This is a genomic window from Hymenobacter sp. BRD128, from assembly GCF_013256625.1.
Lineage (GTDB): Bacteria > Bacteroidota > Bacteroidia > Cytophagales > Hymenobacteraceae > Hymenobacter.
In genome coordinates this window covers 556,422-583,353 of the sequence record NZ_CP053908.1, presented here as the reverse complement: position 1 = coordinate 583,353, position 26,932 = coordinate 556,422, and the positions used below count along the sequence as shown (strand labels likewise).

Sequence of the window (26,932 nt, the reverse complement as noted above, 5' to 3'; positions counted from 1 at the left end):
CTAAGTGCCGCCGGGGCCGGGGACCGCGGCCCTATCTTTGGGTAGTATGCTGCCCTCCCCTACCCTGGCCGCGCCGGTGGCGGCCCCGGCTACGTCCCGCTCCTTTCTGGCCGAAGTGGCCCAGGAGCTGCTGGCTAGCCACGATGTCGATGCGCTTTCCGAGCTGGTCGTGATTGTGCCCACGCGCCGCGCCGTGGTGTACCTCAAAAATGAGCTGGCCCTGGCCACGCCCGAAGGCCAGGCACTGTGGGCGCCGCGCATCGCGGCCATGGAAGACTACTTGGTGGAGCGCGCCGGCGTGCAGGTCGAAGAGCCGATTGCCTTGCAGCTGCTGCTGTTCGATATTTTCAAGCATATCGACCCCGATTTGCAGTTCGACCACTTTGTGGGCTGGGGCGGGCTGCTGCTGCAAGACTTTTCGACCCTCGACCAGCACCTGGCCGATACCAAATCCATTTTCGAGTACCTGGCCGAGGCCAAGGCACTGGAGCGCTGGCAGCTCGACCCGGAGCAGAAAACCACCGGTCTCGACCGCTACTTTGGCTTTTGGGGGCAGCTGCACAAAGTGTACCTGCGCTTTAAGGCGCGCCTCAAAAAAGAGCACCTCGCCTACCCCGGGCTAGCCTACCGCCGCGCCGTGCAGGGCCTGCGCCGCGAGCTGGCCGACGTAAAAAAAGCGCTGCCCCCCGCCACGTCTTCGTGGGCCTGGGCGGGCTGAGTAAGGCCGAGGAAACGTTTATCAGTCTGCTGCGCAGCCGGAGCCTGGCCGATTTGTACTTCGACGGCGACCCGTTTTACTTAGAAGAAGCTTCGCCTAACCGCGCCGGCCAGGCCCTGCGCCGCTACTGGCGGCAGTGGAATCTGCCGCTCGACACGTTCACCTACCAGGAGCACCTGCGCGGCCGGCCGCACCACATCCGGCTACTCGGGGTGGCCAATGCCAGCATGCAGGGCAAGCTGGCCGGCCAGCTGCTGGCTGAGGCGCGCCAACGCAACCCCGCCGCCACCGTGGCCGTGGTGCTGCCCGACGAAACCCTGCTGCTGCCGGTGCTGCACGGCCTGCCGCCGGCTAGCCTGGTGCCCGACTTTAACGTGACGATGGGCCTGAGCTTCCAGAGCACGGCCTTGTTCAACCTCGTCGATTTACTGTTTGAGGTGCACCTGACGGGTATTCGAGAGGGCGAGGCCGGCCGCGACTACGGCGTGCCCAAGTACCACCACCTGGCCGTGAGCAAGCTGCTGGCGCACCCGTTTTTGCGGCGCTACCAGCAGTGGCAGGATACGCAGGCCAATGAGCCGCAGTACCACCGGCTGCTCGATACTATCTGCCAGGAGATTGTGAAAAAGCACCTGGTGCTGCTGCCCGCCACCGAGCTGCTGCGGCTGGGCCACGGCCACCCGCTCATTGAGGCGCTGTTTAAGACCTGGGACAACTGTGATACTATCATCAAGGCCTGCTACACCCTGATTGACCTGCTCAAGCGGGTGTACGAGCACGACCACACGGCCATCGAGGCCGAATACCTGTACCTGTTTTACACGCTGGTGCGGCAGCTCGCCACGGCCTTCGATTGCCGCGAGCAGCGCCTGAGCGTGCGCTCGTTTCGGCGCTTTCTCTACGACCAGATGCGGCGCACGCGCCTGCCCTTTGCCGGCGAGCCGCTGGCCCAGGTGCAGATAATGGGCTTGCTCGAAACCCGCGCGCTCGATTTCGACCACGTTATCATCTTGAGCTGCAATGAGAACACGCTGCCCGCGCCCAAGCGCCAGCAGTCGCTGTTTCCGTATGATGTGCTGGCCGAGTATAAGCTGCCCACCTACGCCGACGCCGAGGCGAACGCGGCCTACAATTTCTGGCGGCTCTTGCAGCGCGCCGGGCGCGTCGATTTGGTGCACGTGCTGCCCGGCGCCGAGGGCGTGCGCACCGGCGAGCGCAGCCGCTTTTTGCGGCAGCTGGAGTTTGACCTGGCAGCGCAAAACCCCGATTTGGTGCTGGAAGACCAGACGGTGCAAGTACCGGCCGGGCTAGCCGCCCCGAGTGGCGACGAGCTACGCGGCGACCTGGTACTGGCCAAAGACGGCCCGATGCTGGCCGGCCTGCGCGGCGTGCTGGAGCGTGGCCTCTCGCCCTCGGCCCTGAACGAATACCTGGCCTGCTCGCTCAAATTCTACTTCTCGCGGCTAGCCCGCTTTCAGGAGAATGAGGAGGTGGAAGAGGCGCTCGGGGCCGATGGCTTTGGCACCGTGGTGCACGATGCGCTGGAGCAATTGCTGAAGCCCTTTGAAGTGGAGAAACGCGACCTCACTGCTGCCGACCTGCCCGAACTGCTCAAAAAAGTACCCGCCGAGGTGCATCGCCAGCTGCGCCAGGAAGAGAAGGACCGCCAGGCCCGCCCCGACGACGGCCTCAACCACGTGCTGGGCCAGGTGGCGGTGCGCCTCATTCGCAAGTACCTGGAGAGCCTGCCGGGCCAGCCGGGCGTACTGCCGCTGCGCATCGCGGCCCAGGAAACACCGATGGCTGCCACCGTTTTTGCCGACCTGCCGGGCGAGGCGGCGCCGCTGGCAGTGCGCATCTTCGGGCGGGCCGACCGCATCGACGCGCTGCCCGACGGCCGCCGCCGCGTGGTCGATTACAAAACCGGCCTCGTGGAGCGCCGCGAGCTGAACCTGCGCGGCAGCCAGAAACCGCTCAGCCCGGCCGACACCGTGGAGCGCCTGTTGGCCGAAAGCTCGTCGGGGGCTGATAAGGTGCGCCAGCTCTGGCTCTACCGCTTTATGCTGGAAAGCGACGCGCTTAACCCCGCGCCGCCCGGCTCGGAAGCGGCCATTATGAGCCTGCGCAAAATTGACGAGGGGCTGCTCTCGGCGCCACTCGACTTCATCACCGAAGGCACCGGCGAACCCGACTTTTTGCGGGCTAGCGCCACGCTGATAGCCCGCCTGGCCCGGCGCATGCTGGACCCCGCCGAGCCCATCCGCAAAACTGACGACCTGGCCAAGTGCGAGTACTGCCCCTACCGGGGCATTTGCGCGCGGTAAGGTTTTTGCGGTGCGCACTGGCTAGGCAAAAAACCGAGTTATTTACAACGTTCAGCCTTCGCGTTGCGTCTTACTTCAGTGGCTAGCCACTCCGCCGCTATGCAAAAAAGCCTTATTCACCGCCTGCTCAACCCCTTCTTGCTGTGGCGCCTGCGCCACGTGAGCGAACGGGTGTACGTGGTGTGGCTGGCGGGGCTGGTGGGCGTGCTGGCGGGGCTGGCCGCCGTGGCGCTGAAAACGGCCGTGCACTGGCAGCAGGCCCGCCTGGCGCAGGCCGTAACGGAGCCCAACCGGGTATTTGCGCTCTCGATTTACCCGATTATCGGCATCACGCTCACGGTGCTGGTAACTAAATACTTGCTACACGGCAACCTGGGCCGGGGCATCGGCCCCATCATCTACAACACGGCCCGCGAAAATGCCATCGTGCCGCGCTCCAAGCTGTACTCGCAGCTCATTACGGCGTTTCTGACGGTATCGTTTGGAGGCTCGGCCGGTACCGAGGCCCCGATTTCGGTGACGGGCGCGGCTATTGGCTCCAATGCGGCTAGGGTGCTGCGGGCCGGCCGGCGGCGGCGGCGCCTGCTCACGGGCTGCGGGGCGGCGGCGGGCGTGGCGGCCATCTTCAACGCGCCCATCGCGGGTGTGCTGTTTGCCGTGGAGGCCATTTTGCTGGAGCTACCGGCACAGTATTTTATTCCGCTCCTCATTTCGTCGGCCACGGCCACGGTGGTATCGAAGGCCCTGTACGCCGGCCAGCCTTTCGCGCTCATTACCAATTCGTGGGTGGTAAATACGGTGCCGTTTTACGCGGTGCTGGGGCTGCTCACGGCGCTGCTCTCGGTGTACATGATTCGGACCTACCACTGGTTCGACCATTTCTGGGAGCGCTGGCCGGGGCTGCGCTGGCAGAAGGTGCTGCTGGGCGGCACGGCGCTGGGCCTGCTCATTTTCCTGTTTCCGCCGCTCTACGGCGAGGGCTACACCACGGTGGTAGAGAAGCTGCTGGCTGGCAATGCCCAGGCCCTAACCGACGACAGCCTCTTCTCGGTATATGGCGACAATAACGTGTGGCTGCTGCTCATCCTGGTTTTTTTCACGATGATGATGAAGGTGGTGGCCACGAGCGTGACGGTAGGCGCGGGCGGCAACGGTGGCATGTTTGGCTCGTCGCTGGTGGCCGGGGCGCTGGGCGGCTTTTTGTTTGCGCGCCTCGTGAACCTCACCGGGCTGGTGGCCATTCCGGAGGTGCACTTCGTGGTGCTGGGCATGGCCGGCGTGCTGGCGGGCGTGGTGCACGCACCGCTCACGGCCATCTTTCTGATTGCCGAAATCACGGGCGGCTACGCGCTGTTTGTGCCGCTGATGTTCGTGACGAGCTTTTCGTACCTCATTACCAAGCACTTCGAGCCCTACTCAGTGTATACCCGCAAGCTCACCCTGAAGGGCGTGGACGTGTATGCCAACCGCGACCGCGACCTGCTCTCGCGCCTCGACCTGCACCGCCTGCTCGACACCGATTTTCTGGCGCTGCGCCCCAGCGCCACGCTCGGCGAGCTGGTCGATGTGTTTCGGCACGCGCACCGCAATGTGTTTCCGGTGGTGGGCCAGGGCGGCAAGCTACGCGGTATTATCACGCTCGACATGGTGCGCGACACGCTCTTCGACGGCGCCCACTACACTACTATCAAGCTCAGCGAGTTGATGCGCCCACCAGCGGCCGTTATCCACGCCACCGATAGCGTCGAGCACTGCCTCGATGTGCTGGAGCGCACCGATAGTGCCGCCCTGCCCGTGTGCGACGACGACGGCAACTACTTGGGCTTCATCGTGAAAGCCGCCATCCTGGCCAGATACCGCCGCGAGCTGATTGAGGAAGGCCAGGTGTGAGGCTAACGAAGTGCCGTTTGAGCGCTTAAAACTCAATCGCCTCGGTGGGCTTCTGGTGGCTGATTATTAAGCCCACCATCATCAGTAAACTAGTGAGCAGGATGACTACGAACAGGATATTCTCGCTCACGTCGCCGAGCACGTGCTGGGCCGGAATGCTATAGAAAAGCAGCACCGTAATGAGGCCTTTGGGCGCGATAAACAGCTCGGGCAGCAGGTCGGTGCGGGCCACGTAGCGCAGGTAGAGAAAGCGCAGCGCCGTGAGCACGGCCACTATTAGCAGCCCCTGCCCCACCAGCTGCCAGCTGATGAGGCTAGCCAGGGTGATGGAGTAGCCGAACAGCAGAAAGAAAAACGTGCGAATCAGAAACGCCGACTCGGCCGTGATGCTCTTGAGCTGGTGCACATCGGGCGCCAGGTCTTCGGCGGTGAAGCCGCGCCAGCCGGTGCGCAGCCGCAGCCAGCCCAGCAGCAAGTCGGCATTGTTTACGGCTAGCCCGAAGGCCAGCACCAAGAGCAGCGAGGAAAGGTGCAATTGCTTGGCGAGGCTATAGATGAGAATAAGAAAGGCGAAAAGCAGGAAAAATTTGACGTGCTCGCGCAGGCGGCCCAGCAAAAAGCTCAGCAGCACGGTGCTGAACACGGCCACGAGCACTATCAGCAGCACGCCGCGCCCGAACGTGAGCAGGCCCTGGCCCTGGTAGAAGTCTTCCTGGTCGACAAAGTTGAAGAGCATAATGCCCAGGATGTCGGAAAACGTACTTTCGTAGACAATAAACTCCTGCTTCTCACCCGTGAGGTTGGCCACGCTCGGGATGGCGATGGCGCTGCTGATGACCACCAGCGGCACGGCATTGAGCAGGCAGGTTTGCCAGCTGGCCCCTAGCCACAGGTGCAGCAGCCCGCCAATGGCGGCCGCCTGGGCCACCAGCATGAGCGCCGCCGCGAAAAACGAGCGCCGGATGAGCGGCACCTTATCGCGGCTCAGGCGCAGGTCAAGCGCACCTTCCAACACTATCATTATCAGCCCGATGATGCCGAATATTTCGAGCAGCGTTTTGGGTACCTGAAAGCTGTAGTTGTGGTAGTCGGCCCACTGCCGCAGCCCGATGCCCGTGAGCAGCAGTAGCAGCACCGACGGCACCCGCGTGGCCCGCGAGGCCAGGTTGAAGAGATACGAAAGAATAACGGCCAGGCTCAGGCCGATGAGGATACCGTAGGAAGTCATGCCCCTAGGGTACGGCCCCGTTTAGCGAACCGTTGTTGGGGGCTAGGGTAGCAGCAGCAGCTTGCCGGTGCTTTGGCGGCTTTCGAGGTGGCGGTGCGCGGCGGCGCCCTCGCGCAGGGCGAAGGTGCGCGAAATACTGACGCGCAGCCGCCCCTCGGCCAGCAGCCCAAAGAGTTCGGCGGCCCGGCGGCGGCGCTCTTCGGGCGTGGTGAGGTAGCTCCACAGGTCACCGCCAGTCAGGGTTTTCGACTCGTCCATGAGCTGGCGGGGGTCTACCGGGGCGGGGTCGCCGCCGGCCATGCCGTAGAAGACGACCGCGCCGCCACCGCTGCGCACCGCTTGCAGGCTAGCGGGCACGGTGCTACCCACCGAGTCGTAGACCACATCGGCCCCGGCCGGGCCCTGGGGGCGGTAGGCGCGCACGGCGGCTACCCAGTCTTCGGCATAAAGCAGCACCTCGTCGGCCCCGGCGGCGCGGGCCACGGCGGCCTTTTCGGCGCTGGAGGTGAGGCCGATAACCGTGCCACCCCGGAGCTTCACGTACTGCGTCAGGAGCTGGCCCACGCCCCCCGCTGCCGCGTGCACCACGGCCAGCGTGCCCGGCCCCACCGCGTAGCTGTCGGTAGCCAGGTACTGCGCAGTAAGGCCCTGGAGCAGCACCGCGGCCGCCTGCTGGCTACTTACCGCATCGGGCACCGCAATGAGGTGCGTGGCCGGAGCCAGCACCAGCTCGGCATTGGTGTGGGGCACATCGGCCACCGCCACCCGCTGGCCCACCCTAAACTCCGTCACGTCGGCGGCCACGGCGGCAATGGTGCCGGCGGCCTCGTAGCCCAGCACGTAGGGCGGCTCGCCCGCCAGGTGGTAGTTGCCGAGGCGGCGGTACACATCGGCAAAGTTCAGCCCGATGGCCTCGGGGCGCAGCAGCACGTGGCCGGGCCGCAGCGCCGGCGCGGGCAGCGTCAAATATTCGAGCACGTCGGGGCCACCAAAGCGGGTAAAGGCGAGCGCCTGCATGGTCGGGTTCATAGGCTAAGGACTACAAGGCCGCAAAGGTAACGGCACCACTCAGTGCGTTCTTTGTATTCCCGCAGCCTAAGCGGGCACCTTGCGCAATGGCCGAAGTTGTAGTTATTGGCGGCGGACCGGCCGGCCTGCTAGCCGCCCAGCGCCTGGCCGAAAGCGGCCGGCGGGTCCGCGTGTTCGAGCAGAAAGCCACCGTGGGGCGCAAGTTTCTGGTAGCTGGCCACGGTGGTTTCAACCTTACTAATAACGAGGATGCGGCGGCCTTTGCCGGCCGCTACGGCGCGGCTAGCCCCTTTTTCGGGCAGTTGCTGACGTACTTCTCTCCGGCCGACCTGCGCCGCTGGGCCGCCGACCTGGGCATTGCCACGTTCGTGGGCACCAGCGGGCGCATCTTTCCCGCAGCTCAGCACAAGCCCGCCGACCTGCTGCGCGCCTGGCTGCGCCGGCTAGCTGCGCTGGGCGTCGAAATTCACACCCGCCACCGCTGGCTAGGCTTCGCGGGCGAAACCGGCCTGCGTTTTTTAAACGAAGCATCGGGCGAAGAATTTACCCTGGCGCCCGCCGCTACCGTGCTGGCGCTGGGCGGCGCCAGCTGGCCCCAAACCGGCTCCGACGGCCGCTGGGTATCGCTGCTGGCTAGCCTTGGCGTGTCGAGCCGGCCCTGGCAGCCGGCCAACTGCGGCGTCGAGGTGCCGTGGTCCGCTTTTTTCAAAGAGAAAGTGGGCCGCGCGCCGCTCAAAAACATTGCCCTGAGCTGCGGCGGCCACACCGTGCGCGGCGAAATTATGCTCACCGACTATGGCCTGGAGGGCACGCCCGTGTATGCCCTCACGCCCCAGCTGCGGGCCGCGCTGGCGGCGGGCAGTCCTGCCCTGCTGCACCTCAACCTGAAGCCCGACCTGGCGCCCATCGAGCTGGCGCGACGCGTGGCGCAGCGCCGGCCGGGCACTTCGCTAGCCTCCTTCCTGGCCAGTACCTTTAGCCTGAAGCCACCGGTGCCCACGCTGCTGCGCGAACTGGCCGGCCCGGCGCCCGACCTGGTGGCTAGCCTCACGGCCTTGCCTATTCCGGTGGCCGGGCTGCGCCCATTGGCCGAGGCCATTTCGGCGGCGGGCGGCGTACCGTTTGCGGAAGTCACTGAAGCCCTCATGCTGCGCCGCCGCCCCGGCACCTTCGTAGCCGGCGAGATGCTGGACTGGGAAGCACCCACCGGCGGCTACTTGCTGCAAGGCTGTTTTAGCACCGGCGCGTGGGTGGCGGCGGGGGTACGGCAGTGGCTAGCCGGGTATCGGTAGCCGCACGAGCCCCTTATTTTTCAACTGTTTTCTGCTCAGCTTCCTTTAAAATCTGCCGGGCTTCGCGCAGCAGCTGGCGGCCGGGGTCCAGCTCGTCGCGCGCTATCAGGGCAAAAAGCAGCAGGAAAGAAACGATGGGCAAGAGCCAGCCCAGCGCAAACCACAGCCAGAATGAGCGCCCGCGCGAAGCGGCGCAGTAGCCGGTCATGATGGGGATAAACGAGAGGGCCACCACCATCACAAAGAGCATGTCGACGAAGAGCATAGGCCAGGGTGCGAGGTGGTGAAAAAACAGGGGCGGGCAGCAACCCGAAGTTACGATGAAGTTGCGGAAAAGTGACAGTTTTACCGGCCGCTCCTCAGCTATTACTCGGATTTTTACGTATGCCAGGCTAGCCAGTGCTACTTGCGGATACGTGCGTAGCCCTTCCCGGCCCTGGCGGCCATCGCCCCATCGCCCCCGACTGCCACCTATGTGGGAACACCAAAGCCTGTTTCGCGTTTCGGCTCAGCTCTTTGCCGAAGGTATTTTTAATTTGCTCGACCGCAATTTGCGGCCCGAGGTTTTTTTGCTGGGCCTGGCTTCGGGCCGCGAAGAAGACGACCCGCAAAGCGTGGTTGTCGAGCCCACCAGCCTGCGCTATTCGCCGGCCGAGTTTGGCAGTATCAAGACCCTGGCCGCCTCATTTGAGGCCGGCGACCTGAGCCCGCGCGATAACGTGTACCACCTGCACCCGCAGGACCATGACCGCATGGAAAAGCATCACTGGTACGAGCTGGTGTGCCGCGCCACCGACCAGGTGCTGCAAGAACTGGTAGCCCGGCGCGGCGAAAACCGCCGCTGCTTCTGCTCTACGCCGCTCAGCCTCAATGGCTACCTGGTGGTGGTAGTGATTCAGCTGGCGGCCGATACGTATAATTCCTATTACACCCTGCCCGGCAAGCCCGGTCCCAACCGGCCTTGCTCGCTGCCGCACGCGGCGGTGCTGGAGTTTTTGCACGAGTGCACCCGCGCCCTACGCGAAGCCGACACCGCCGACAACGAGCAGCCGGTGCTCGACCGCGACTACAACGAGGTGCTGCGCGGCGCCGGCCGCCGCCTGATGCTGCGCATTTCGCCCGGCAATGCCCACGGCCTGTATGATGCCTGCCTGGGCGTGGCGGCCCTGCGCCACGAGGGCGACGAAGGCCGCGGCACCATGCTGCTGGGCCGCCGCCAGCACCCGGCCATCGTGCCGGTGCTGACCCTCGAAACGCCCGTGCCCCTGCGCGACCACCGCTCCATCCGCAAGCTGCTGGAGCTTACCGAGGGCAGCACCGGGCTGGTATCGGATGCGGCCCACGTATTCGGGCTGGGCCACCTGGTGCCGGAAAGCGCCCCCCAGTACGAGCCGCTGGCCACGGTGCATTTTACCAACCACTACGGCTGGGAGCTGCGCCACGCGGGCCACACGCTGATGCGCGTGGTGAGCAACACGCCGCGCCTGCCCCAGGGCAAGGTGCAGGCTGATAATTTTGCCCGCGTCATCCGTCAGGTATTTCCCGAAATTGATGACCCCAACGTGGAATACCTCTGGGAGCTGGCCCTCGAAGCCTCCAACCAGAGCCACGGTACCATGCTCTGCATCACGGCCGGCGCCAAGCCCGAGGCCGAACGCCTGCGCCGCCAGTGCTTTCGGGTGGTGCCCCGACCCATGACGCCGCCCGTGCTGCGCCAGGCCAGCAGCATCGACGGGGCAGTGCTCATTGAGCCTAGCGGCGTGTGCTACGCCATCGGGGTGATTCTCGACGGGCAGGCCACCGAGAAGGGCGACAGCAGCCGGGGCGCCCGCTACAACTCGGCCGTGCGCTACACGAGTTCTTCGCCCTACCCGTGCCTGGCTATCGTAGTGAGCGAAGATGGCTGGATTGACCTGCTGCCCTCGCCCCAGCACGCCGCCGTAGCAACGCCGGTGGTAAACGCGGCTGCCCGCTAGCACCGCCTTAAGCCGGCGGGCGCTATTTTCGCGGCTTCGCTCCTCGCTTTTTCCTCCAGTTCCTTTTATGATACTTATTGCCGACGGCGGCTCGACCAAAACCAGCTGGTGCCAGCTCTCCGACGCGGGCCAGCGCGTGTACTTCAACACGGAAGGCTACAATCCTGATTTTGTAAATACGCAGGATATTATTGCTTCGCTCGAAAAAAACCTGCCCGATACGCTGCCCCGCTCCGAAGTCCGCGAAATCTACTTCTACGGCGCCGGCGTGTCGAGCCCCGCCAAAGCCGAAGTAATCGCCGCCGCCATGCGCAAGGTTTTTACCGGCGCTAATAAAATTGAGGTGACCGAAGACCTGCTGGCGGCGGCTCGTGCCCTGCTGGGCCACCAGCCGGGCTTTGCCGCCATCCTGGGCACGGGCACCAACTCGTGCATCTACGACGGCCAGAAAATTACGTACAACGTGGACTCGCTAGGGTACTTCCTGGGCGATGAGGGCAGCGGCTCTTTTCTGGGCAAGCGCCTACTGCGCGACTACCTGCGCGGCCTGCTGCCCGACGGCCTGGGTGAGGCCCTGAAGGAAGAGTACAACCTCGGCTCGCGCAATGACATCCTGGACCGTCTCTACAACCAGCCGCTGCCCAACCGCTTCCTGGCTAGCTTCGCCAAGTTTTGCTACGACCACAACAACGTGAGCTACTGCCGCCAGATTGTAGTCGAGGCCTTCGAGGCCTTCTTCCAGAATCTGGTGCTGCACTACCCCGATTATCAGAACTATACCTTCAACTGCATCGGCTCGGTAGGCTACAATTTCCGCGATGCCCTCACGCAGGTAGCCAACGGCCACGGCATGCAGGTGGGCAAAATCATCCGCTCGCCCATCGACGACCTGGTGAGCTTCCACGAGCAGGCTGGCTAGCCTACTTCTATAAATTTTCAAGTAAGCACGTCCTGCTGAGCTTGCCGAAGCAGCTCAGCAGGACGTGCTTTTTTACTCGTTGTCGCCCTAGCTAGCTGGTATGCCGCGCTGTTATTTATTTTTACTAATCACGCTGTTCGCGCTTTCAGTCCGCGCCCAGCCTACTGAAAAGCCGCCCACCGGCGACGTATTTGTGGATGCCAACGGCGTGCTGCGCTGGCAAAATACCAAGCGTGAGGTAGCGCTGTTTGGCGTCAATTACACCGCGCCATTTGCCTATTCGTACCGGGCGCTGGCCCAGCGGGGCATCAAGCACGAAGATGCCATCGACCAGGACGTGTACCACCTGAGTCGGCTGGGCTTGGATGCGTTTCGGCTGCACGTGTGGGACATTGAGATTACTGATACGCTCGGCAACCTGCAGCCAAACGACCACCTGCGCCTGCTCGACTACTTGATTTCCAAGCTTAAGGCGCGGGGCATTAAGGTTATTCTTACGCCCATCGCCTACTGGGGCAATGCTTATCCCGAGCCCAAAAATACCGGCCCCGGCTTTTCGAGCATCTACGACAAGGGCGTGGCTTACACCAATCCGCGTGCCATTCGGGCGCAGGAAAATTATCTGGGGCAGTTTCTAAACCACCGCAACCAATACACTGGCCTGCTCAACCGCCAGGACCCCGACATCATCGCCTTTGAGGTGTGCAATGAGCCGCACTACCACCTGCCGCTAGCCCCCGTCACCAGCTTTGCCAACCGCCTGGTGGCGGCCATGCGCGCCACTGGCTATACCAAGCCCATTTTCTACAACATCGCCGAAAGCCCGCAGGTAAAGGATGCCATTCTGGATGCTAACGTGCAGGGAGTCAGCTTTCAGTGGTACCCCGAGAACCTGGTGGCGGGCCACGAGCTACGCGGCAATTTTCTGCCCTACGTAGACCAGTACCCGCTCCCTTATAAAGGCGATGCCCGCTTCGACCGCCGCGCCAAGATGGTCTACGAGTTTGAGTCGGCCGACGTGTTGCAGCCCATCATGTACCCGAGCATGGCGCGTAGCTTTCGGGCGGCGGGGTTTCAGTGGGCCACGCAGTTTGCCTACGACCCACTGGGCATCGCCTTCGCCAACACCGAGTACCAGACGCACTACCTCAACCTGGCCTACACGCCGGCCAAGGCCCTGAGCATGCTGATAGCCAGCCGCATATTTCACGCGCAGCCGCGCGGGCAGGCCGTGCCGCGCTACCCGGCCGACTCGGTTTTTGGGGCGGCGCTGGTGAGCTACCGCCGCCAACTGAGCGAGTGGAACACGCCGGGCGAGTTTTTTTATACCAGTAACACAAACGATAATCCAGTGCAGGCCGCCGCGCTGCGCCACGTGGCGGGCGTGGGCTCGTCGCGGGTGGTGCAGTACGGCGGCAGCGGTGCCTATTTTCTCGACCGGCTAGCCCCCGGCGTGTGGCGCCTCGAAGTACTGCCCGACGCCGTGCTGGTGAGCGACCCGTTTGCCACGCCCTCGCTCAGCAAAGCCGTGACGCGCATCGTGTGGGACGAGCAGCCGCTCAGCATTGCGCTGGCCGACCTGGGCACCGCATTTCAGCTCAAAGGCCTGAACGACGGCAATACCGCCCAGGCCCAGGCTAGCGGCGGCCGGCTGCTGGTGCGCCCCGGTGCCTTCTTGCTCACGAAGGCCGGCCAGGACAGCCGCGCCTGGACTGCACATTCGATTGTTGGCCCGCGCCGGCTGGGCGAGTTTGTGGCGCCGCCCGCCACGGCCGGGCTGCCCCAGGTGCGGCACCTGCCGGTGGCCCAGGCCACGGCCGGACAGCCGCTGGCCATCGTGGCCACGGTGGCCGGCGCCAGCCCCCAGGATAGCGTGCTGCTGGTAGCCCAGCACTACTACGGCCCCGTGCGCAGCCTAGCCATGCAGCCGACGCCCGGCCTGGCCACTAGCTGGCAGGCCAGCGTGCCCGCCGCCCTCACCTACCCCGGCCTGCTGCGCTACTGGGTGGTGCTGAAACGGGCCGGCCAAACGGAGCTTACCTTCCCCGGCAGGCAGCTGGGCACGCCGCGCGACTGGGATTTTTACCCCGCCGCCACGCCCTGGCAGGTGCCGCTGGTGGCGGCCACCGCGCCGCTGCCGCTCTTCACGGCTAGCCTCGACCGCGACGCGGTAGAGGCCAAGGGCATCAGCGACCGCAATTGGACCGACTACCCCACCACGGCTAGCGGCACGCTGGCCCTGCGCCTGCTCGTGAACCCAGCCAGGGAAGGCCAGCCGGCGCCCGCAGCTGGCCCGGCCGCCGCGCTGCGCGCCTACCTGGGGCTCAAAACGGCAGGGCGCATGACTGACTTAGGCAATTTTAAAGAATTGATTATCAGAGCTCAGACCAACCTGCCGGCCGCTACCACGCTGCGCGTAGTGCTGGTCACCCGCGATGCGATAGCTTACGAAGCCCCCGTGCCGCCGCTCGCGGCCGATGGCACGGCGCGGGTGCCGCTCAGTGCGCTGCGGCCGGCGCCGCTGCTACTCACGCCCCGGCCCTATCCGGGCTTTTTGCCGCTCACGTACCAGCCGCTAGCTAGCCCCGCTTTCCGGCTGGCCGACGTGGAGGTGCTGCAGCTCATTGTAAACCAGCCGGCTAGCCTGCGCGAGCAGCTGCGGGTAGATGTGGAATCAGTGGAGTTGCGCTAGGCCTCAATTAGCTGGTTTTTTGACTTAATTTATTCTCCATTCTCACCCTTTTGCTTTTTGCTTATGCGAACTTTTACCCGCCTGGCGGCCGCTGCGCTGCTGGTGCTAGCCAGCTGGCGGCCGACAGCCGCCCAAACCACCCCCGCTTTCGCTAAGGGCGCCGACATTAGTTGGGTGACCGAAATGGAAGCTGCCAACTACAAGTTTTACAACAAGGCCGGCAACCAACAGGACTTATTTCAATTGCTTCAGCAGGACTATGCGCTGAATACCATTCGGTTACGAGTGTGGGTAAATCCGGCTGGCGGCTACTGCGGCCCCGCCGACGTGCTGGCCAAGGCCAAGCGCGCCCAGGCGCTGGGCCAGCGCCTGCTCATCGACTTCCACTACAGCGACGACTTTGCCGACCCCGGCAAGCAAACCAAGCCCGCCGCCTGGCAGAGCTACACCGTGGCCCAGCTCAAGCAGGCGGTGTACGACCACACCAGCTCGGTACTTACCCTACTGAAAACTAACGGTATCACCCCCGAATGGGTGCAGGTGGGCAACGAAACCAACGATGGCATGCTGTGGCCCGAGGGCCGCATTATGGTGAATGGCTTCGCCAATTTCGCGGCGTTTGTTGACCAGGGCTACGCCGCCGTGAAGGCCGTGAGCCCCACCACCAAGGTCATTGCGCACTTTGCCAATGGGCAGAACAACGGGGCTTTCCGCTACTACTTCGACGGCCTGCAAGCCAACGGCGCGCGCTGGGACGTAATGGGGCTATCACTTTACCCCAATGCCGATACCTGGCCCACCTTCACCGCCCAGGCGCAGGCCAACATGAACGACCTCGTGGCCCGCTACCCCGGCAAGGAGGTAATGGTAGTCGAAACCGGGCTAGCCAACTACGTGCCCATCGCCACCCGCCAGATGTTGCTCGACCTCATCGCCAAAACCCAGGCTGTGCCTGGCAACAAGGGCCTGGGGGTACTTTATTGGGAACCCGAGGCGTATAACTGGAAAGGCTACACGCTTGGCGCCTGGGGCACCGACGGCCGCGCCACCGTGGCAATGGATGGCTTCCTGGCCCCGCCGCCCGCTACGCTCGTCTACAATCCCGGCTTTGAATACACGGCCGCCACCCAAAACCCGCTGGGCTGGACCACCACTTCGACCGCCGACGCCGATGCCGACTACACCGAAACCGGCGGCCACGCCAGCCAGTTTCGCCTCACCCACTACAAGGCCACGGCCTATCAGGTGCGTACTTTGCAGACTATCAGCAACCTGCCCAATGGCACTTACACCCTGCGCGCCTGGGCCCAGAGCGGTGGTGGCCAGCACACCTGCCAGCTGTATGCCCAGGCCAGCGGCGCCGCCACTGAGCAAAACGTGACGCTGCCCACCACCGGTACCTGGACCCAGATTCAGGTGCCGGGCATCGTCGTCACCAATGGCCAGTGCGAAATCGGCCTGCGCTCCGACGCCAACGCGGGCAACTACTGCAGCCTCGACGATGTGGAGCTGGTGGCTACTGTGCTGGCCACGGCCGCCCCGGCTAGCCTCGCCGGTGCCCCGCAGCTCTACCCAAACCCCGCGGCCGGCCTACTGACGCTGAGCTACTCGCTGGCGCGCCCGTGCGCTGTGCAGGTGGCCCTGCTCAGCCTAACTGGCCAGCGCCTGCGCACCCTAGCCGACCTGCCGCTAGCCCCAGCCGGCCCGCACACGCTGGCGCTGGGTACCCTGGCCGGCCTGCCCGCCGGGGTGTATCTGGTGCAGCTCACGGCCGACGGCTACACGAGTACGCAGCGCGTGGTGAAACCCTAGCCAGCCTCGTTTCTGCATACAAAAGCCCCCGCTGCGCTGGCAGCGGGGGCTTTTGTACTTAACTTAATGCGGTAGCTTAGAGCACCGATACTTTGCTGGTCGAAACCTTGTCGCCCACTTGCACGCGCATCAGGTACGTGCCAGTGGCCAGGCTAGCCACATCTACCGGAGTCGTTTGGGGACCTACCGGCTTGAGGCTGTTTTCGAGGGTGCGCACGGTGCGGCCCAGCAAATCAGTGAGTACGATGTTGACGTTGCTGGCGCGGTCAGTCACTTCATACGTCACCAACGATGTCCCACGCACGGGGTTCGGATACACGCTCAGGCTCAGGGCCGAAGCGGCTACTTTGGTAGCCAACACACCAGTGCCAATCTGATACGTTAAGAACTGCTTACCCGCGATTTGCGTAAAATCTTGGTCAGCTGCCAATGCAGTAGTTTGGTTAACGATGGGTGGAAAGGTATCTGTCGTAAAGATGCCTCCGTCATTTACATAGGCAACAAACATATCAATATTAGGCGTAGATGCCGTTAATCCTAGGTTGGCTAGGTCAAATTGAAATTCAGCTGCCGAATTAGCCGTATTGGCCGCAAGACTCGTCGAAGTAATATAAGCAGCTTGCCAGTTCAGGAATGGACCACTAGTAGCCGACGCAGTCGTCTTAGTTCCGACCTTATCAACGCTGCCTTGGTACGTATCGGGGACACCAGCAACAGGATTGCCGGTGGTATAGTCCACAGAACTTATATAACCATTTGCCATGCCAGTAGGCGATACGTTTAGGCGAATGCCGTAATCCACCTCAAAGTCCATGGTCGGCTTTTGCTTCAGTGGGCTTTGGCCGTCGTTGCCACCGGCCAGTTTAGTTCCGGCGGCTACTCCGGTTTTATTGGGCAGATTAAAATAAGCCACAATACCCGGATACGTAGTAGTCTGTTCGAATGAGCCAACCACCGCAATGTATAAGTGGGTAGCATCGGTACCTACGTAAAGAGCTTTCAGCCCGTGGTCGGCTACAGAGTGTGTTCCATTGTAAGCGCTTACTAGTTGATACTTGCCCGACATGTAAGTAGTGGCAATCTCAGTAGCGTCTACTTTCCCGTCAAGGATAATCTGCGCCTGAGCGCCGAAGGTGGTAGCTGCTAATACACCGGCAGCAGCAAGGGTAAATATTTTTCTCATGTTGTTGAAAAAAGAGGTGGGAGAAAGAGAATAGTAAAATGGCAGACAAGCTGAGCGGTAAGTAGTGCTTAGCGTGGCCCTAAGCGTGGCTTAGTGCGGTAAATGTAGAGAGCCCAGCTGAAAATAAACTGAAAAAAGTAGTTATTTCACACACTTTTTTCAGTTGATTCTCGTTGCCGGCCTTTTGTCACAAAAAACCCTGGCCAGCCACCGCTGGCCAGGGTTTTTTGTAGTAGGTAAGCTAGCGGACTATTGCACCAGCAAGCGGGTGGTCTGGGTTAGGTCGCCGGCTTGCAGGCGTACCAGGTACACGCCGGGGGCCAGGCCCTGCAAGGGCAGCCTTTGCGACTGCGCGCCGGCGGCCTGGCGGGCCGGGGCTAGCTGGCGCACGGTTTGGCCAAGCAGGTTTTGCACCGCGATGCTGGCCGTGGCCGCCGTAGGCAGCTGGTAGGCTACGGTGGTAGTGCCGGCGGCCGGATTCGGGGCCAGGCTCAGCTGGAAGGTAGCCGTTTGCTGGGTGCGGGTAGCGAGCGGGTTGGCCACGGCAATAGCCTTGCTCGTGTACACGGCATAGTCGCCGGGTTGCAGGCTCATGGTCATGGTCGGGCTGGTCACGTTCAGCGTGGTGCCGGTGAAGTAGTTATACCAGATACCGGTGCTGGGGAAGGTGAGGGTCGCGTTAGTGGCCACCACGTCAAAGTTGCCATACGTTACTACGGCCAGGTCGGCATTAGCAATGCTGATGCTCTTAACCGCGCCGCCCAGGTTCTGGGTATACGAGGTAAACGAGCTGAACACCGGCTGTTGCTTGAGCAGGGCCATCGCCTTGTAAGTATTGTAGAGGTGACGGCGGTTAGTATCCTGCTGGTAGTCCCAGCGGATGGGCTTGGCGGCCGTGCGGCAGTTATTGTTGATGGTGCCGTCCGAGCAGGTGTTGATGCTGTAGTCGTAGCCTAGCTCGCCAAACTGCCACACCATGCGCGGGCCGGGCTGCGAGAAGAAGAGCGCCGCCGACATTTCGTCGCGCTTGAGGCCGGTGGTGGGGTCCTTGGTCGAGTAAGTGCCGCTGCTGTTGCCGTAGGTTTTGTTCTTGAACTGCATCCGCTCCTCGTCGTGGCTTTCCATGTAGCCAATCGAGTTGGGCTTGCCCCAGCCCCGGCCACCCTGGTCGCCGTAGTAGCCAAAGCTCAGGTCCCAGCCGGTGGTGTAGCCCATCGCGGCCTGCGTGTAGCTGTAGTTCATATTGCCCCACAGCATCATGCCGAGGTCGCTCAGCACCTTGCCTTCGTCGGTGGGGTTAGCGGCGCTGGCCACGTCGGTGAAGTGCTCCAGAATGGGGTACGACGTGGGGTCGGTGCTCATCTGGGTGTTGTAGTAATCTTGCCAGATGTTGACGCGCGTCTGGTCAAACTGGCCGTAGGTTGCCGTCGTTTTGGGCACCTGGCTGAAGCCGCCGGCCAGGTCGAAGCGGTAGCCGTCGACGTGGTATTCCTGCAGCCAGTACTTGATGACGTTCTTCGAGAAGTATCGGGTGTAGGGGCTCTCGTGGTTCAGGTCGTTGTACACGCTGTAGGGGTGCGGCGCCGAGGTATTAAACCACGGGTTATCGGAAGTGGGGCCGCTCGAAATGTTGCCGTAGAGCTGCACCATCGGGCTCAGGCCGGTCGAGTGGTTGAGCACCATATCGAGCACCACGGCAATGCCCCGGCGGTGGCACTCGTCGATAAAGTCCTTAAGCGCATTCTTAGTGCCGTAGTATTTGTCGGGCGCGAAGTAGAAGCACGGGCTGTAGCCCCAGTTGTCGTTGCCGTCAAACTCGTTGATGGGCATCAGCTCGATGGTATTGACCCCTAGCCGCTGAATGTAGTTGAGCGTATCCTTCAGTGTCTGGTAGTCGTGGCGGGCCGTGAAGTCGCGCACCAGTAGCTCGTACACTACCATGTTGGTGCGGGCTGGGCGCTTAAACGTGGTGGTCTTCCAGGTATAGACCGCCTGACTGGTTTGCAGCACCGATACCAGGCCGGTAGTGCTGCCCGTAGGATAAGGCTTCAGGTTGGGATACGTGACGGCCGGAATATACTTGTCATTGTCCGGGTCCAGAATTTTGTCGCAGTACGGGTCAGCCACGCGCAGCTGGCCATCTACCAGAAACTGGTAGGCGTATTCCTGGCCCGCCGTGAGGCCGTCAATCTGCACCCACCAGCGGCCGGTAGCCGGGTCCGAGTCTACGGTCAAGGTTTTGTTCATCAGGCCGGCCGAGGTAGCCTGCCAGTTGTTGAACTCGCCAATCACGTACACAAAGCTCTTCTTGGGCGCCGTCAGACTCAAGATAACCGAGGTGCCGTTGGCCAGGTACGTGATGCCGTCGGGCTTGGCGCCGGCCGGCAGCGCGGCCGTCGTCACGGGCGGCGCCACAATAACGGTAGTCGTGGCCGTGGCCGTGGTCGTACCATCAGTAGCCGTGAGCACCAGCGTGTTCACGCCCTGCTGGCTGATGGTCACATTGGTCGAGAGCGAGGTGGCGTTGGTCACCTGCGTCACTTGCGCGCCATTGAGCGTGAGCGTAATCGTCGATGCCACCGTGGCCGTGCCCGCCACGGCTACCGAAGTGCCGGCCGCCACAATGGTATTAGCCGTGGCGGGGCTGGTGAAACTCACCTGCACGCCGGGCGTCACCAGAATATTACTGTTGCCCACGCCTTTGCCCTCGGGCGAGCCGCCCGAAGCGCGAAACACCATCGCCAGCTTTTTCAGCACCTCGCCTGAGGTCGCAAAGCCCGGATAGTAGGTGCGCGGCGTGAACGTGATGCTATACTTGTGGTTGCCGAGCGAGGTCATTTTCTCGGCGGCAATTGGGTTCGAATAGCTCGTACCAACCACAAAGTGCCAGTTCGTATCGTCCGTGCTTTTGTCGGTGATGAGCCCGGTCCAGATATATACGTCGCCGGTGTAAGCGGCTAGCCCGCCATTGCCCAGCGTAGCATCATAAGTAAGGGTAATGGGCGTATCGGCCGTGAAATACGACGGGCTGACCGTCACTGGCGACTGGGCCCAGGCTGCCGGGGCCCAGCCGGCCAACAGCAGGATGGCCAGCACCAAACGCCCCAGGAGTTGAGGTTTTTTCATAAAATGGGTGGGGAAAAGAAACAAGCGCCGCACCGCCAATCAAGTTGACTAGCCAGCGTCTCAGCTAAGATACAACACACCGAGCCCCTTTTCCAGCACATTCACGCGCATTTCACGGTGCTCACCTGCAAACGTTTGCGCTCTTTACCAGCTCCCCAAGGCCTTGTTACCGGCCTGCCCCCCGGCCCAGGCTACCTTTACGGCGCGCTTCGCGTATTGCCTGGTACGAGTGTATGTACCGACCATTAGTTGTGTTTTTATGAACGTAGGAGATAGAGTGCGGCTGCTCACGGGCACCGAGGAAGGCATTGTTACCCGCCTGCTCGACAGCGAGCTGGTCGAAGTAGCCATCGACAACGACTTTACCATTCCGGTGCTGCGCCGCGAGCTCGTGCTGGTGGCCGCCGAAGAAGGCCAGGCCTTCCGCCGCCCCGCCCCCGAGCCCGCCCGCCCCGCCACCGGCAGCAAGAAAAACAAGCCCCTGGGCGGCCAGCCCAAGACCCCGCGCCCTGGCCCGCCCGGCCCGGCCCCGGCTAGCCCCGCTGCCCGGCCGCAGCCCGCCGGCCCCAGTGCTGCTATGCCGCCACGGGCGGCCGCCACGCCCCCACCGCCCGCCGCCAAAGGCCTCTTCCTGGCCCTGGTGCACCAAGCGCCCGAGCTGCTGGCGCTGCACCTGCTCAACAATACCGAGGCCGAGGTAGTCTTTACCTACGGCGAAGAGCGCCAGGGCAAGTACCGCGCCCTGACCACCGGCCAGCTAAAGGCCAAGGCCGCCAGCGCCCCGCTAGCCCACCTGCACCTCAAGGACTTCGAGCAGTGGCCCGCCGTGGTGTTTCAGCTGCTAAGCTTTAAGCTGAATGCCGACACGGCCTACGACCTGCTCACCAAGCGCCAGTCGTTCAAGGCCAGCACCTTCTACACCAGCCGCCGCCCGGCGCCGGTTATTGGCAAGGAGGCGTATCTGTTTCAGCTCGACGAGCGCCCCGCCCCCGCCCTCAACCCCGAGAAGCTGGCCCAGGCCGAAGCCGCCCTGGAGGCCGCCGAAGCCGCCGCTAGCCCCGCCCCGCCCCTCAACCCCAAGCAGGCCAGCATATTGCAGCAGGCCCTGGCCGGCGACAAGCCCCTGGCCGTGCCGGCCGCCATTGCCCCCGCCCCGCCCAAGCCGGCCGCGGCCTTGGTGGCCCCGCCCCACGAGTTCGACCTGCACATCGAAAAGCTGCGCCCCGAAGGGGCTGAGGGCCTCAGCAACACCGCCATGCTGCGCCTCCAGCTCGATGCTTTTGAGGATGCCCTCAGCCGCGCCCTGGCTACTAACATGCACGAAATCATCTTCATCCACGGCGCCGGCAACGGCACGCTGCGCAAGGAAATTCACCGCCAGCTGAGCCGCAATAAGGACATTAAGTTTTTTGAAGAAGCCCAGAAGGAGAAATTTGGCTACGGCGCCACCCTGGTGCGACTGAAGTAGCCAATAGGCTTTCACCCTGCTTTCACAGCACAGCTGCTAGGTTTGCTAGCAACTTTATTTCGCTTTCTGCTATGGTAAAGCAGTTGCTTTGGGCGGGTCTGCTGGGGCTAGCCGGCTGCCAGACCAGCCGGCCCCAATCTCCTACTGGCATTTATAAAACTGCTGCTGCCTTCCGGCAGCGGCAGCCCAGCTTAGCGGGGCTCAATGCCGGCAAGGTCTTTCTGGCTCGCAAGGTGTACGTGGTGAATGCACCTGGTAGCGGCGAGCGGCGCACAAAAGTATCGCTCGATAGTGTATGGGGCTACGCCGGATCTAACCACGTGGCCTACCGGCTCTACAAACACGCGGCCTACGAAGTGGAGCAGGCTGATACGCTTTCAATTTATTCGCGGCTAACTAGTAATGGCAAAACGCAACAGCGCATCTACTTTTTCAGTCAAGGCCTGACGGGCCCTGTGCAGCGGCTATCGAAAAAGTATCTGAAACAAGCCTATGCTGATAATCCGCGCTTTCTTGACCCGCTAGCTTCCATGAAGTGGTATCATTCCTTGGCATTTTATGAGTCCCCACCGGCTGGGCCTCGCTCGTTCCGCGTGGTAGCGCTCTACCGGCAGTCGCTGGGCATGCCTGCAACCTACGCTCATTAATCATTTATGTACGACCTCATCGGCGACATTCACGGCCATGCCGACGAGCTGCGTGCCCTGCTAGCCCACCTCGGCTACCGGCCCGATGCCAGCGGCGTGCTGCGCCACCCTAGCGGGCGGCAGGTCATTTATCTGGGCGATTACATCGACCGGGGCCCGAAAATCCGCGAAACCTTGCAGCTGGTGCGCAGCATGGTGGACGGTGGCGCGGCGCTGGCCATATTGGGCAACCACGAATACAACGCGCTCGCCTTCTGGCAGTTTCATCCGGAGGGCGGGCACCTGCGGCCGCACAAGCCGCAGCACATTTTGCAGCACCTCGAAACCATTAAGGAGTTTCGTACCTCCGAGCTGTTTGCCGAGTGGCTAGGATATCTGGAGTGGTTTCTGACTTTGCCGCTGGCCCTGGAACTGCCTGGCCTGCGCGCCGTGCACGCCTGCTGGGAGCCTAGCCAGCTGGCCTACCTGCGCCAGCAGCTGCCCGACCTGCACCTCACCCGCGACTTTCTGCTGCGCGCCAGCCGCCGCGGCAGCCCCGAGTTCGAGGCCGCCGAAATTGTGCTCAAGGGCCGCGAGGACAAGTTGCCCGGTGGCCTCACCTTTGCCGACAAAGACGGGCACCGCCGCAGCCGCATGCGCCTGCGCTGGTGGCAAAACCCCGCCACTGCCCCCAGCTACGCCGATTATTACCTCGAAGACCTGGCCGAACTGCGCGGGCAGCCCGTCGATTTTTCGCACCTCGACCCTAGCTACTACCAGGACGACACGCCCGTTTTTTTCGGCCACTACTGGCTGCGCGGCACGCCGCAAATCCTCCAGCCTCACGCCGTGTGCCTCGACTACAGCGTGGCCCGCGGCGGCCAGCTCATCGGCTACCGCTGGGACGGCGAGCAGGTGCTGCGCGTCGATAAGCTGGTGTGGGTTCCTTAGTTTTTATAGCCATGACGCATTCCACTCCTGTCTTTACGCCCGCCGCCAGCCTCACTTGGGAAGCAACCGGCCCCGGCGTGCACCGCTCGCTGGTGGCCTACAACGATGACCTGCTGCTGGTTAAAGCAGAGTTTGCGGCAGGCGCCGTGGGCGCGCTGCATCAGCACGTGCACAGCCAGATTAGTTACGTCGAAAGCGGCGAGTTTGAAGTAACCGTGGGCGACGAGGTGCGCGTGCTGCGCGCCGGCGACTCGTTCTACGCCGCCCCCAACGTGCCCCACGGCGTGGTGGCGCGGCAGGCCGGCACGCTGCTCGACTCGTTCAGCCCCCTGCGGCTCGACTTTCTGCCTGCTACCAAATAGCCCGTACCTTTGCCTCCGCAGTGAGCCACCCCACCGCCGCGCCCAACGCAAATGCGGGCGGGGAGGAAAGTCCGGGCTACGCAGGGCACCCTGCTTCCTAACGGGAAGGACTGGCCAATCGGGCCAGGACAGCCAGTGCCACAGAAAATAACCGCCCGCAAGGGTAAGGGTGAAAAGGTGCGGTAAGAGCGCACCAGCGGCTGGGCAACCACGCCGGCTGGGTAAACCTCAGGGGTTGCAAGACCAAATAAGCAGACACGTCGCTAGCCTCTGCGGGGGCCGGCGGCACCGGGCGGCCCGCCCGGGTTTGCGGGTAGGTCGCTGGAGCCTAGGGGTGACCCTAGGCCTAGATAAATGGTGGGGCCGCCACCTGCGGAAACGCAGCAGGGCGGACAGAACCCGGCTTATCGGCTCATTGCGTAATTTCGGCGGCTGCTTTCGCAAGAAGGCAGCCGCTTTTTGTGGTGAACAGTGCGTAGTGAACAGTGAATAGTTCGCTTGCTGCTTTTCACTGCTCACTACTCACTATTTACTGCTCACTGCCCCGTGCCCCGCATTCTCATTATCGACGACGAAAAGGCCATTCGCCACACCCTCAAGGAAATCCTGGAGTTTGAAGGCTACCAGGTAGACCAGGCCGAGGATGGCCCGGCGGGGCTCGACCTGCTCATTCAGCAGAAGTACGACGTGGTGCTGTGCGATGTGAAAATGCCCAAGATGGATGGCCTCGAAGTACTGGAGCGCGCCCGCACGCTAGCCCCCGATGCGGCCTTCATCATGGTATCGGCCCACGGCAACATCGAAACCGCCGTGGACGCCACCAAAAAAGGCGCCTTCGATTTCCTGCCCAAGCCGCCCGACCTCAACCGCCTGCTCATCACGGTGCGCAATGCCCTCGACCGCAGCAAGCTCGTCACCGAAACCAAAACCCTCAAGAAAAAGCTGGCCGTGAGCACCGGCAAGGGCTCCGAAATGATAGGCAGCTCGGCCGCGCTAGGGTCGGTGCGCAAGGCCATTGAGAAGGTAGCGCCCACCGATGCCCGCGTGCTCATCACCGGCCCCAACGGCGCCGGCAAGGAGATGGTGGCTAGGCAGCTGCACCAGCTCAGCCCCCGCGCCAACGGCCCGCTGGTGGAAGTAAACTGCGCCGCTATTCCGAGCGAGCTAATTGAGAGCGAGTTATTCGGCCACGAAAAGGGCTCGTTCACGTCGGCCGTGAAGCAGCGCATTGGTAAGTTTGAGCAGGCCGACGGCGGCACGCTTTTCCTGGACGAAATCGGCGACATGAGCCTTTCGGCCCAGGCCAAGGTGCTGCGCGCCTTGCAGGAAAACAAGATTACCCGCGTGGGTGGCGAAAAAGAAATTTCGGTGAATGTGCGGGTGCTGGCGGCCACTAATAAGGACCTGCTCCAGGAAATCGCCGACAAGAATTTCCGCGAGGACTTGTATCACCGCCTCTCGGTTATTCTCATCCAGGTGCCGGCCCTCAACGACCGCCGCGAGGATATTCCGGATTTGGTGCAGAAATTCCTGCAAGACATTGCCGCCGACTACGGCAACAAGCCCAAAAATATATCGGCCGGCGCCCTCAAGTATCTGCAAGGCCTCGACTGGCGCGGCAATATCCGCGAGCTACGCAACGTGGTCGAGCGCCTCGTGATTATGAGTGATGCCACCATTGAAGAAGCCGACGCGAAGGCTTTTGCGGGAAAATAGCTTTAGACCTAAAACCCTCTTTGCATACCCTAGCGAGGCCGTTATTTAAGCCTCGCTAGGGTATTTTTATTACTATGGAAATCTCCCAGCAAGGTACTAGAATACGACGCACCTTGCGTATCCACTGGAGTGTTATGACCCTGTTGCTAATGGCTAGCATGGTAGCAGAGTTAATTGACTTTCCATGGAGTTCGCATGTGCATCCAAACCACTATTATTTCTACACAGAGAAAATTCTCGTTTTTATTATTTTTATCGTAGCTACCTACAGAAACAGTCGGTCGCTGTGGTTTTTTGTGCTAGTGGTAAATTCTTTAAAAGCGGTGAGCCTATTAAGATTTTATTTTACTACTGACTACGAAATCCCGTCTACTTACTATTATCGCGAATACACTATTATATTATTTCGCTTGAAATTACCTTTCGTAGCAGACCTGCTTTTTGGAAATCATTTAGGGAATGCTTTACTAATGCTGAGCCTTTATGGCTACTGGCTTTATCAGTGCGAAAAGCTTTTGCAGACAGCTGGCCCCAATACGCGCTAGCTTGAATTACACCAGCTGGCTGCACCCGCGAATATCCGAGTTATCCAGCCGCCCCAGCACTTCAAAAGCCCCGCTAGGGTGCCGGCGGGCTAAGTCTTTGGTTTCGATGAAGGCGCAGCTGTCCACGTTGGCCAGGTCGATGACGTTGATGGCACCGTCGGCCCGGTCCTCAGCCACTGAGAACGGGTCGGCGGGGTCGCGCAGCAGCACCCGCAGCTGCGGCGGGCAGTAAAATAGTCCCTCGCCCGGCGAGTAGGCCTGGCTCAGCAGCTCGGTCATGCCGTATTCGGAGTGCAGAGGCGCGGGGCCGAAAGCCGCCTGCAATTCCTGGTGCAGCTCCTCACGAATCATCTCGCGGCGGCGGCCCTTCATGCCACCGGTTTCGAGCACGGTTAGGTTTTGCAGCTCAGGTGCCGGGCCAACTTCGGCGGCCAGGTCAAGCAGCGCGTAGGTGACGCCGAAAAGCATGACGCGGCGGCCGGGCTGCTGCTTGGCATCGGCTAGGGCGCGCAGCAGCCCGGCGTGGTCGCGCAGGAAAAAAGCGGGCTGGCTTTGGCCTGAGCGCTGGGCAAAATCGGCCACCATCGCTACCAGCGAAGACTCACCCTGCTCCAGATACGAGGGCAGTAGAGCCAGAAAAATCCAGTCGGTGAGCGGCCCGTAAGCCGCCTCAAAGATGGCCGCCGCATTGGCGCGGTACAGGGCCGGGTCGCGCACGAGGTGGCGGCTGCGCTGCTGCAAAGTAGTGCCGCTGCTTCTGAACACCTCCTGCGGCTGCCACTGGCTAGGGTCGGTGCGTACTTCGTGGGTCTTGAAAAACTCGATGGGCAAAAACGGGATATCCACTAGGCGCTGCACGGCCGCCGGGTCGCGGCCCAGGCTAGCCAAAAAATCGCGGTAGGGCGGGCAACGTACCGCCTGGTACCGGAACAGCGACAGGGCTGCCGCCTCAAAAGCAGCCGGCACAAGGTGCGTCAGGGTGTGGTAGTTGGCTCCCAGAAAAGTGGCGCGGAAACTCATAATACGAAGCGAGGGTTAGGCAGAAAGCGGGCACGGGCACGGGCTGCTTACATTT

20 protein-coding genes and 1 other RNA gene are annotated in these 26,932 nt (G+C 62.4%); 15 read left to right on the top strand and 6 right to left on the bottom strand.

Annotation, left to right across the window (positions count from 1 at the left end; translation table 11 throughout):
• Positions 1 to 46 precede the first annotated feature (46 nt).
• The 3 genes from GKZ68_RS02690 to GKZ68_RS02680 all read left to right on the top strand — a co-directional run bounded on the left by GKZ68_RS02690 (position 47) and on the right by GKZ68_RS02680 (position 4,932).
• Positions 47 to 718, top strand: a complete 672-nt coding sequence (locus tag GKZ68_RS02690) for a hypothetical protein (RefSeq protein ID WP_173110481.1) — start codon at positions 47 to 49, stop codon at positions 716 to 718.
• On the top strand, positions 700 to 3,042 hold the full coding sequence (locus GKZ68_RS02685; protein ID WP_173110479.1) for a PD-(D/E)XK nuclease family protein: 2,343 nt from the start codon (positions 700 to 702) through the stop codon (positions 3,040 to 3,042). The genes GKZ68_RS02690 and GKZ68_RS02685 overlap by 19 nt, the downstream gene beginning before the upstream one ends.
• Positions 3,043 to 3,141: 99 nt before the next feature.
• Positions 3,142 to 4,932, top strand: a complete 1,791-nt coding sequence (locus GKZ68_RS02680) for a chloride channel protein (protein WP_173110477.1) — start codon at positions 3,142 to 3,144, stop codon at positions 4,930 to 4,932.
• Positions 4,933 to 4,957: 25 nt separating this feature from the next.
• Here the strand turns inward: GKZ68_RS02680 and GKZ68_RS02675 are convergent, their stop codons facing one another.
• Together GKZ68_RS02675 and GKZ68_RS02670 are read right to left on the bottom strand one after the other, a co-directional pair.
• Positions 4,958 to 6,160 carry a sodium:proton antiporter gene (locus GKZ68_RS02675; protein ID WP_173110476.1) on the bottom strand — a complete coding sequence of 401 codons (1,203 nt, stop codon included), beginning with the start codon at positions 6,158 to 6,160 and terminating at the stop codon, positions 4,958 to 4,960.
• A gap of 42 nt (positions 6,161 to 6,202) precedes the next feature.
• Positions 6,203 to 7,189: a quinone oxidoreductase gene (locus GKZ68_RS02670; RefSeq protein ID WP_217275299.1), complete on the bottom strand. Its 987-nt coding sequence runs from the start codon at positions 7,187 to 7,189 to the stop codon at positions 6,203 to 6,205.
• Positions 7,190 to 7,275: 86 nt separating this feature from the next.
• Here GKZ68_RS02670 and GKZ68_RS02665 point away from each other — a divergent pair, with 86 nt between their 5' ends.
• Positions 7,276 to 8,481: a TIGR03862 family flavoprotein gene (locus GKZ68_RS02665; protein WP_173110474.1), complete on the top strand. Its 1,206-nt coding sequence runs from the start codon at positions 7,276 to 7,278 to the stop codon at positions 8,479 to 8,481.
• A 13-nt stretch (positions 8,482 to 8,494) separates the two neighbouring features.
• On the opposite strand, the gene GKZ68_RS02660 is transcribed toward GKZ68_RS02665, so the two are convergent.
• A complete protein-coding gene (locus tag GKZ68_RS02660; protein WP_173110471.1) occupies positions 8,495 to 8,746 on the bottom strand; it encodes a hypothetical protein in 252 nt (83 codons plus the stop codon).
• A 208-nt stretch (positions 8,747 to 8,954) separates the two neighbouring features.
• Between GKZ68_RS02660 and GKZ68_RS02655 the strand changes: the two genes are divergently transcribed.
• From GKZ68_RS02655 to GKZ68_RS02640, 4 genes are all read left to right on the top strand, one after another.
• Positions 8,955 to 10,457: a DNA integrity scanning protein DisA nucleotide-binding domain protein gene (locus tag GKZ68_RS02655; protein ID WP_173110469.1), complete on the top strand. Its 1,503-nt coding sequence runs from the start codon at positions 8,955 to 8,957 to the stop codon at positions 10,455 to 10,457.
• A 67-nt stretch (positions 10,458 to 10,524) separates the two neighbouring features.
• The gene (locus GKZ68_RS02650) at positions 10,525 to 11,376 is read left to right on the top strand and encodes an N-acetylglucosamine kinase (protein ID WP_173110467.1); all 852 of its coding nucleotides are present in this window, start codon (positions 10,525 to 10,527) and stop codon (positions 11,374 to 11,376) included.
• 100 nt (positions 11,377 to 11,476) lie between these two features.
• Positions 11,477 to 14,068, top strand: coding sequence for a membrane or secreted protein (locus tag GKZ68_RS02645; RefSeq protein WP_173110465.1), 2,592 nt, complete (start codon positions 11,477 to 11,479; stop codon positions 14,066 to 14,068).
• Positions 14,069 to 14,131: 63 nt separating this feature from the next.
• Complete coding sequence (locus GKZ68_RS02640; protein ID WP_173110463.1) at positions 14,132 to 15,880, top strand: glycosyl hydrolase 53 family protein; 1,749 nt, start codon at positions 14,132 to 14,134, stop codon at positions 15,878 to 15,880.
• 76 nt (positions 15,881 to 15,956) lie between these two features.
• Here the strand turns inward: GKZ68_RS02640 and GKZ68_RS02635 are convergent, their stop codons facing one another.
• Together GKZ68_RS02635 and GKZ68_RS02630 are read right to left on the bottom strand one after the other, a co-directional pair.
• Positions 15,957 to 17,063 carry a T9SS type A sorting domain-containing protein gene (locus tag GKZ68_RS02635; RefSeq protein ID WP_173110461.1) on the bottom strand — a complete coding sequence of 369 codons (1,107 nt, stop codon included), beginning with the start codon at positions 17,061 to 17,063 and terminating at the stop codon, positions 15,957 to 15,959.
• A gap of 249 nt (positions 17,064 to 17,312) precedes the next feature.
• A complete protein-coding gene (locus tag GKZ68_RS02630) occupies positions 17,313 to 20,189 on the bottom strand; it encodes an alpha-amylase family glycosyl hydrolase (RefSeq protein WP_173110459.1) in 2,877 nt (958 codons plus the stop codon).
• Between the two features lie 259 nt (positions 20,190 to 20,448).
• On the opposite strand from GKZ68_RS02630, the gene GKZ68_RS02620 reads away from it, so the two are divergent.
• From GKZ68_RS02620 to GKZ68_RS02590, 7 genes are all read left to right on the top strand, one after another.
• Complete coding sequence (locus tag GKZ68_RS02620; protein WP_254244134.1) at positions 20,449 to 21,657, top strand: Smr/MutS family protein; 1,209 nt, start codon at positions 20,449 to 20,451, stop codon at positions 21,655 to 21,657.
• 71 nt (positions 21,658 to 21,728) lie between these two features.
• On the top strand, positions 21,729 to 22,304 hold the full coding sequence (locus GKZ68_RS02615) for a hypothetical protein (RefSeq protein WP_173110457.1): 576 nt from the start codon (positions 21,729 to 21,731) through the stop codon (positions 22,302 to 22,304).
• 6 nt (positions 22,305 to 22,310) lie between these two features.
• Positions 22,311 to 23,234: a metallophosphoesterase gene (locus GKZ68_RS02610; RefSeq protein ID WP_173110455.1), complete on the top strand. Its 924-nt coding sequence runs from the start codon at positions 22,311 to 22,313 to the stop codon at positions 23,232 to 23,234.
• An 11-nt stretch (positions 23,235 to 23,245) separates the two neighbouring features.
• Positions 23,246 to 23,596 (top strand): cupin domain-containing protein, encoded by a 351-nt coding sequence (locus tag GKZ68_RS02605; RefSeq protein ID WP_173110453.1) that lies wholly within the window; start codon positions 23,246 to 23,248, stop codon positions 23,594 to 23,596.
• A 17-nt stretch (positions 23,597 to 23,613) separates the two neighbouring features.
• Positions 23,614 to 24,019, top strand: an RNA gene (gene rnpB / locus GKZ68_RS02600) — RNase P RNA component class A.
• Between the two features lie 123 nt (positions 24,020 to 24,142).
• Positions 24,143 to 25,312, top strand: a complete 1,170-nt coding sequence (locus GKZ68_RS02595; RefSeq protein ID WP_173110451.1) for a sigma-54 dependent transcriptional regulator — start codon at positions 24,143 to 24,145, stop codon at positions 25,310 to 25,312.
• Between the two features lie 74 nt (positions 25,313 to 25,386).
• Positions 25,387 to 25,857: a hypothetical protein gene (locus tag GKZ68_RS02590; protein ID WP_173110449.1), complete on the top strand. Its 471-nt coding sequence runs from the start codon at positions 25,387 to 25,389 to the stop codon at positions 25,855 to 25,857.
• A gap of 6 nt (positions 25,858 to 25,863) precedes the next feature.
• On the opposite strand, the gene GKZ68_RS02585 is transcribed toward GKZ68_RS02590, so the two are convergent.
• Complete coding sequence (locus tag GKZ68_RS02585) at positions 25,864 to 26,877, bottom strand: acyl transferase (protein ID WP_254244133.1); 1,014 nt, start codon at positions 26,875 to 26,877, stop codon at positions 25,864 to 25,866.
• Positions 26,878 to 26,932: the final 55 nt, after the last annotated feature.

Bases quoted from the DNA above. Each gene is read 5' to 3' on its own strand.
- GKZ68_RS02690 (WP_173110481.1), top strand. From the start codon at position 47: ATGCTGCCCTCCCCTACCCTGGCCGCGCCGGTGGCGGCCCCGGCTACG.
- GKZ68_RS02680 (WP_173110477.1), top strand. From the start codon at position 3,142: ATGCAAAAAAGCCTTATTCACCGCCTGCTCAACCCCTTCTTGCTGTGG.
- GKZ68_RS02675 (WP_173110476.1), bottom strand. From the start codon at position 6,160: ATGACTTCCTACGGTATCCTCATCGGCCTGAGCCTGGCCGTTATTCTT.
- GKZ68_RS02670 (WP_217275299.1), bottom strand. From the start codon at position 7,189: ATGAACCCGACCATGCAGGCGCTCGCCTTTACCCGCTTTGGTGGCCCC.
- GKZ68_RS02665 (WP_173110474.1), top strand. From the start codon at position 7,276: ATGGCCGAAGTTGTAGTTATTGGCGGCGGACCGGCCGGCCTGCTAGCC.
- GKZ68_RS02660 (WP_173110471.1), bottom strand. From the start codon at position 8,746: ATGCTCTTCGTCGACATGCTCTTTGTGATGGTGGTGGCCCTCTCGTTT.
- GKZ68_RS02655 (WP_173110469.1), top strand. From the start codon at position 8,955: ATGTGGGAACACCAAAGCCTGTTTCGCGTTTCGGCTCAGCTCTTTGCC.
- GKZ68_RS02650 (WP_173110467.1), top strand. From the start codon at position 10,525: ATGATACTTATTGCCGACGGCGGCTCGACCAAAACCAGCTGGTGCCAG.
- GKZ68_RS02645 (WP_173110465.1), top strand. From the start codon at position 11,477: ATGCCGCGCTGTTATTTATTTTTACTAATCACGCTGTTCGCGCTTTCA.
- GKZ68_RS02640 (WP_173110463.1), top strand. From the start codon at position 14,132: ATGCGAACTTTTACCCGCCTGGCGGCCGCTGCGCTGCTGGTGCTAGCC.
- GKZ68_RS02635 (WP_173110461.1), bottom strand. From the start codon at position 17,063: ATGAGAAAAATATTTACCCTTGCTGCTGCCGGTGTATTAGCAGCTACC.
- GKZ68_RS02630 (WP_173110459.1), bottom strand. From the start codon at position 20,189: ATGAAAAAACCTCAACTCCTGGGGCGTTTGGTGCTGGCCATCCTGCTG.
- GKZ68_RS02620 (WP_254244134.1), top strand. From the start codon at position 20,449: ATGAACGTAGGAGATAGAGTGCGGCTGCTCACGGGCACCGAGGAAGGC.
- GKZ68_RS02615 (WP_173110457.1), top strand. From the start codon at position 21,729: ATGGTAAAGCAGTTGCTTTGGGCGGGTCTGCTGGGGCTAGCCGGCTGC.
- GKZ68_RS02610 (WP_173110455.1), top strand. From the start codon at position 22,311: ATGTACGACCTCATCGGCGACATTCACGGCCATGCCGACGAGCTGCGT.
- GKZ68_RS02605 (WP_173110453.1), top strand. From the start codon at position 23,246: ATGACGCATTCCACTCCTGTCTTTACGCCCGCCGCCAGCCTCACTTGG.
- GKZ68_RS02590 (WP_173110449.1), top strand. From the start codon at position 25,387: ATGGAAATCTCCCAGCAAGGTACTAGAATACGACGCACCTTGCGTATC.
- GKZ68_RS02585 (WP_254244133.1), bottom strand. From the start codon at position 26,877: ATGAGTTTCCGCGCCACTTTTCTGGGAGCCAACTACCACACCCTGACG.